Genomic DNA, 5,547 nt, shown 5'->3' with positions numbered 1-5,547 from the left:
CGGACGGCTTCCTGTTTGAATTCGACCGTGTAGCTCTGCTTCGGAATCTTGTACATCCTTCTACCTCCAGTGCTCAGTTTAAACCGTCACCGTCAGTATCCGAAATTCCCGGCCAACCTCAACCTAACCTATTGGACTAAAGTACACCATACCCAATATGGTGGTAATTCAACGGCGAGCAGACAGTTCGACTTGTTTAGTGATGATAGGTAAGTGCCCTAATTGGTAAGAGTGTTCACGTCTGGTTTCCGTATTCCGTACAGTTATTGACAGGACTCCAAGGGGGTCAGGGTGGCGAGTTGTGGTGAAATTATTGCCGCGCCTTCTTTCGCCAACTCGTTAAGCTCAACCGGCCTTTCTTGCTTATTCGGTTCGCATTTGTGCCGAATGGTCCACATATGAATCCGAGTGGGAAATACTGTCTTTTCCTACGCTATTCCAATTACTTCTTCCCCTTTCGGTTCCCTGTAACGGTTAGGCTTGTCATTCCACTGCTTGGCTAGTGATATCGGGAAATCCTTACGTTTCGCTTGCGGCCCGCCCATCAGCATCACGAAACGGTCCCATTCGCCCTTATCCGCCGCGTCTCTCAATTCTTTTAATTCTCCCGTTACCCCCATTTCACCCATACGGCGCAGTTCGCGCCATAGCGTTACGGATGGTCCCCAATCGGCTGAAACTGTCTGATGCCCCAAGTGCTGGCCCATGCTTTTACCCGTTCAGCTGCACTGATAGGCTCACCTCCATCGATATCGCAATCCAAGCCAAAGCCATCGATGTTCTTGGAAATGTATTTCGCGATATAACTGGCAGCCGTTCCCTTTGATCTATCTATGCGCTCTTCCTCGTAACGGTGCTTGGCAGCACCAGCTTCATCCCCATCCTCACGCATGGCGTAGTCTTTGATGACGCTGCCGACTTGCTTAACGTGCTCTTTTGGCATGAAGAGCAACAGGTGCCAATGTGGCGTGCCGTCATGCTGGGGCTCGACAACGCGCATGCCGTAGTACGCTAAATCCCTATCGTCAAGCCTGGACCGTATCCGACTCCATATCCTGTTCAAATAGGCTTGCGCTTCCCTGGGTGTGGTTTGATCGTATTTCGGGTTTTCTTGCCCTGATACAGATAACCTTGCATGCATACGCGAAGGGCAGGTGAGGGTATAGAAAATGGTTGCATGTCCCAGCGATTGGGCGACCACATCGTATCCAGCAATACGTGTCATCAATTCGGCACGGCGAATCTTTGGATTTGATACCGAAAGATCGGCTAGTTGCTGTAGCGTGTATTCCTGTCCGAGTTCATTGACTGCGATGCAGTGCTCAAGAATGGCTCGGTTACGGCGGTTTTGTTTGTGCCGCCTCTCCAAGGTCTCATCACTGACGTACTTACCTTTACGGCTATGTACGAGCCCTAAACGGTTGCGCCTTGCTCGAATTCGCGGACGTGAACCTTGCGCAATGCTTTGCGCCACCAATACTCATCGCTGAGGCGAACTAGAATTCCTGTATCGGTAGCGGTTACAGGATTTGCAGGCTTTGATTTTCCTGTTACAGCAATGGCTGACTCGCGCTTTTCTGTTACCGTTACAGGAGTCTGTTTCTCTGTAACGGATGATACTGGTACAGGGATTAGAAAAGCTCGTCTACTTCCTGTATTGATTACTGTTAGCGGATTCTGCTCAGCCTTTGCTTGAACTGGTTGAGTTCATTAACAACCAGCGTAAGGAAGGTGAAGCAGAGTTAAGGCACGATAGCTTCATGCTAAAGGTTCCTAAGGTTCTAAGTGAATCAGCTCCAAAATTTATTGGAACTGCTACTTACACTACCCGGAACCGGAGGGAAGGTAACTCGTAAGGTATATCGCTCTGGCCTCCGATGGGGTCATCTTCAAGCGGGACGGAGTGTGGATTCCTACGCAAGCTCACCTCGATGCTGGACAGTTCGTGGTTAGGACCGGGGTGAGACATGGGTTCGCCTTCAATCAAATCAGGGTGACACCGAAGGGAGTTGTCTGGCTTGCAAGCAGTATAGTGGGTGGTTGTTGATCGAGGAAAAACCTCGAAATGCCCTGAGACTCAATCAGATGCCCTACAGTTAATTATCAGCTTTTCCCATACCCTTGCCTAGGAAGATTCAATATCGTTTATCCTGTAGCTTCCTGGAGAGTCACTTCTGAGAAAGAGGCTCCCCTTGTGGTACTTTCTTTAATCTTCCACCGCAAGAACTGGCATTAATGCGGGTTTTTAGTGACAGTTGGAGTGCCTTATGCCTCTCAACAACACCAATATTTCATTCGGCAGTGAATCAATGTCCCGCTTCGCGCGGGGGGTAGTGCTCCCTTTGCTTCCTCCTTTTGCTTCCTCCTTTTGCTGCCGTTTCAGCAATCTGTGTCGAAAGGCCGTACCAAGGTCCAATAGTAAAATGCTGCGATGCGATTATCATAGAGCACTGGAAACTCTTGCTGGCGTGAGGAATTAGACTGTATCAGCCAGGGGGAAAGAGTTTTACCGGGACCGGCTCCTGTTACTGGCAGGCTCGGGACCCAGGAGACTTTGCTTGATAAACCAATAATAGGCAACTGAAGATGAATAACCTGATAACGTACGATCAAGCGTACGATCTCGCGAATATACTGATCAAGAAAGCGACCAAAGAGGAACTGGCGGAGTGCGCGCGCCTGCTTGCATTAAATCTTGCTCACCATCAGGTGAAGCATGGAGAGATTGCGGTAATAGACACGTTAACCTTGCTACGCTCATTTGAGTGTACCGAGGAGCACCTGAATGTATTGATGGAAGGCATGCTGAATCTGATAGGCGTCCTGGTAAACGTCTGCGGTGGGGTAGGACAGTCAAAGCATTGATGTTTTTTCTAAGTAAGCGCTTACTTAGCATGAATAGCGGGTGCTGAACTTGCTATGGCTGAGCATTTCCAGGATACTCGGTATCATATAAGCACATCCATCCTCAAATGATTATGGGCTCTGGACGAGAGCGAATCAGGCCAGCAAGCGTATCAGACCATACCGGATCTCATGCAGGTACAAGTTAAGCCGCGATACCTCGCTCCCGGGGTAAGCCGGCGTGAAGTCTGGTCATGGGCAATGTTCGACTTCGCGAATTCAGGCTACACCACCGTTGTGATTACCGCCATTTTTAACGCCTATTTTGTGGCTGTGGTGGCGAATAATGAAGCATGGGGAACGTTTGCCTGGACAGCAGCGTTGTCGGTGTCTTATGCGCTTATTATGGTGACTGCGCCGGTGATAGGCGCTTATGCTGATGCGTATGCGATGAAAAAGCCTTTGCTGCTGGTGAGCACAATCGGCTGCGTGCTTTTTACCGCATTGCTTTACTTTGTCGGGCCGGGTGATCTGATACTGGCCGTGGTACTAATCGTGCTGAGTAACTTTTTCTTCAGCAGCGGCGCGAATTTGATTTCCGCTTTTCTGCCGGAACTTGCACACGGGGAGGCATTGGGAAAGGTTTCCGGGTGGGGCTGGAGTTTCGGCTATGTTGGCGGGCTGATCAGCCTGGGATTGTCGTTGGCTTATGTGACCTGGGCACAAAACCAGGGCAGTCCTGCAGAGCAGTTCGTTCCGGGCACAATGCTTATAACTGCCGGACTTTTCGCAATTTCGAGCATACCGACCTTTCTCTTTCTTAAGGAACGTGCGCTGCCGCAATCGCATCCGGCAGAACGCAATGTCGTGCGCGAAGCATTTGCCCGCTTGCTCGTCACGTTCCATCGTGTGTGCGATTTTGACGACCTCCTACGCTTTCTCGCATGTATCGTGTTTTACCAGGCAGGCATTCAGACCGTAATTACTTTAGCCGCCATATATGCGCAACAGGTAATGGGCTTTGATACCGGCGATACCATGTTTCTGGTTCTGATTGTCAACGTTACGGCATCGATCGGTGCGTTCGCCTTCGGCAATATCCAGGACAGAATCGGCCATATTCCCACCATCGCGCTGACTCTCGGAGGCTGGATTGTAATGGTGTTGCTGGCATGGATGGCTGCCACACGCCCCATGTTCTGGCTCGCTGCCAATGTTGCCGGCCTCTGCCTTGGAGCGTCACAATCGGCAGGGCGCGCACTGATAGGCTATTTCAGCCCGGATGCGAGACGCGCCGAATTTTTCGGACTGTGGGGACTTGCAGTCAATTTATCCTCGATACTCGGTCCGATCACGTATGGGATCGTGAGCTGGATTTCCGGCGGTGATCATCGGCTGGCCATGTTGATTACGGGCAGTTATTTTATTATAGGCCTGGGGATATTGATGAGCATCGATATACAACGGGGACGGCGGGCCGCACTGAGCGTCAGCACTCCAGTGGAGAGCCTTACAGGGAATCGCTGATAAGCAATCACCCCTGTAGGCTCCACGCCGCCAGACTTTCCATTTCAGCTGCCTGTTATCTCTTTTTTGAGTCTGGCGCCATTGCCGCCGGTTTATCTGCGCTTATTCTATATAAACGCAGATACCCGCCGCTCAGTGATGCATGTGGTGATTATGATCGCCACCCTGGTTACCGCTTTGGCCGTGCGCCCCGTGCCCGCTGTGCCCGCTGTGATTTCCGTGGCCGGCGTGCTCGCCATGACCCTCTTCTGATTTTTTATCGCTCTTTTTCTGTGAATCCTTTGCTGCTGCCTTCAATGGAGTGAACCGGGCGGATTGTGCCTCTTGTTCCGGCAATTTGACAAATACGACGACTACCGTGTCCGGGGTCAGGACGAAATCTCCCGTTCCTTTCATTATGTTATTTCCCGCCGGTTCGAGCTTTATGGAAGTTTTCGGCTTGGCTTTACCGACCTGAAATGCTGCCTTGCCCACGCCCCCTTCTGTCTTGATCTGCGCATCTGCATGATCTGTTACATAAACCGTCAATTCTTTATCTTTTGTTACAAGCTCCAGATGATAGGGTCCCGCCATACGCACCTGCCCGCCGTGAGGCGCGGCATGGGTGTCGAAATATTCGTCGGTATGCGCCGCGGCGGGCAATGACACGGCCAGAACAGCACTCGTCAAGACCATGACCATCGATTTAATCATTTGCTCTACTCCTTGTAGGTACGAATTGAAGAATTGTAATGCGTGCCCCATCGCGGGAACCGTATTGCCGTTTGCTTCTCTTACTTGGATTGCTCTTGCTTCTCTTCTCCAAGGTTTTCTGGAATTCGCGCGGCGTGTTTCCGCTTTCCGGCTGTATTTGCCCGGTGCTCCGCCTCAGTCACTCCGCCTTTCTTATCTGCGCGCCCTGAGCCTGAAGGGCACAGCACATGCCTGTCGAAGGGGAGTGGCACTGGGGAACGCCCTGCAAAAGAACGAACGCTTTCAAGGTAGACATCCGTTCTTTTACCGCTGGTTGCTAATGCACATGCTCGCCTGGCGGGGGGAGGATTTCCCCTTCGCGATTGAGCTGCGCCACCTGCTGCATCAGCATGTCGGAGCCGGACCAGCCCGGACCATCGAATTCGGGTATCCAGCGCGCGCGCAGGTAGCCGAAGCGGTCCACCAGGAACTCCATGTGGTCAG

6 protein-coding genes are annotated in these 5,547 nt (G+C 51.6%); 3 read left to right on the top strand and 3 right to left on the bottom strand.

Annotated elements, in window-relative coordinates:
• Window positions 1-428: 428 nt before the first annotated feature.
• Window positions 429-707 carry a hypothetical protein gene (locus AC52W5_RS06170; RefSeq protein ID WP_495670362.1) on the bottom strand — a complete coding sequence of 93 codons (279 nt, stop codon included), beginning with the start codon at window positions 705-707 and terminating at the stop codon, window positions 429-431.
• Complete coding sequence (locus tag AC52W5_RS06165; protein ID WP_495670361.1) at window positions 653-1,474, bottom strand: replication endonuclease; 822 nt, start codon at window positions 1,472-1,474, stop codon at window positions 653-655. Before AC52W5_RS06165 ends, AC52W5_RS06170 begins: the two co-directional genes overlap by 55 nt.
• Window positions 1,475-1,861: 387 nt before the next feature.
• Here AC52W5_RS06165 and AC52W5_RS06160 point away from each other — a divergent pair, with 387 nt between their 5' ends.
• From AC52W5_RS06160 to AC52W5_RS06150, 3 genes are all read left to right on the top strand, one after another.
• Window positions 1,862-2,047, top strand: a complete 186-nt coding sequence (locus AC52W5_RS06160; RefSeq protein WP_495670363.1) for a phage antirepressor KilAC domain-containing protein — start codon at window positions 1,862-1,864, stop codon at window positions 2,045-2,047.
• Between the two features lie 539 nt (window positions 2,048-2,586).
• The gene (locus tag AC52W5_RS06155) at window positions 2,587-2,865 is read left to right on the top strand and encodes a hypothetical protein (protein ID WP_074974988.1); all 279 of its coding nucleotides are present in this window, start codon (window positions 2,587-2,589) and stop codon (window positions 2,863-2,865) included.
• 171 nt (window positions 2,866-3,036) lie between these two features.
• Window positions 3,037-4,371: an MFS transporter gene (locus AC52W5_RS06150; protein ID WP_495670360.1), complete on the top strand. Its 1,335-nt coding sequence runs from the start codon at window positions 3,037-3,039 to the stop codon at window positions 4,369-4,371.
• Window positions 4,372-4,503: 132 nt separating this feature from the next.
• Here the strand turns inward: AC52W5_RS06150 and AC52W5_RS06145 are convergent, their stop codons facing one another.
• Complete coding sequence (locus AC52W5_RS06145; protein ID WP_495670359.1) at window positions 4,504-5,064, bottom strand: hypothetical protein; 561 nt, start codon at window positions 5,062-5,064, stop codon at window positions 4,504-4,506.
• Window positions 5,065-5,547 lie beyond the last annotated feature (483 nt).

It is taken from the genome of Nitrosospira sp. CT (assembly GCF_059489795.1).
Note: the sequence above shows the minus strand (reverse complement) of the source record. Positions and strands in the feature narration are given on the sequence as shown.

Excerpts from the sequence above, each read along its gene's own strand:
- AC52W5_RS06170 (WP_495670362.1), bottom strand. The coding sequence starts at position 707 with ATGGGCCAGCACTTGGGGCATCAGACAGTTTCAGCCGATTGGGGACCA.
- AC52W5_RS06155 (WP_074974988.1), top strand. The coding sequence starts at position 2,587 with ATGAATAACCTGATAACGTACGATCAAGCGTACGATCTCGCGAATATA.
- AC52W5_RS06150 (WP_495670360.1), top strand. The coding sequence starts at position 3,037 with ATGCAGGTACAAGTTAAGCCGCGATACCTCGCTCCCGGGGTAAGCCGG.
- AC52W5_RS06145 (WP_495670359.1), bottom strand. The coding sequence starts at position 5,064 with ATGATTAAATCGATGGTCATGGTCTTGACGAGTGCTGTTCTGGCCGTG.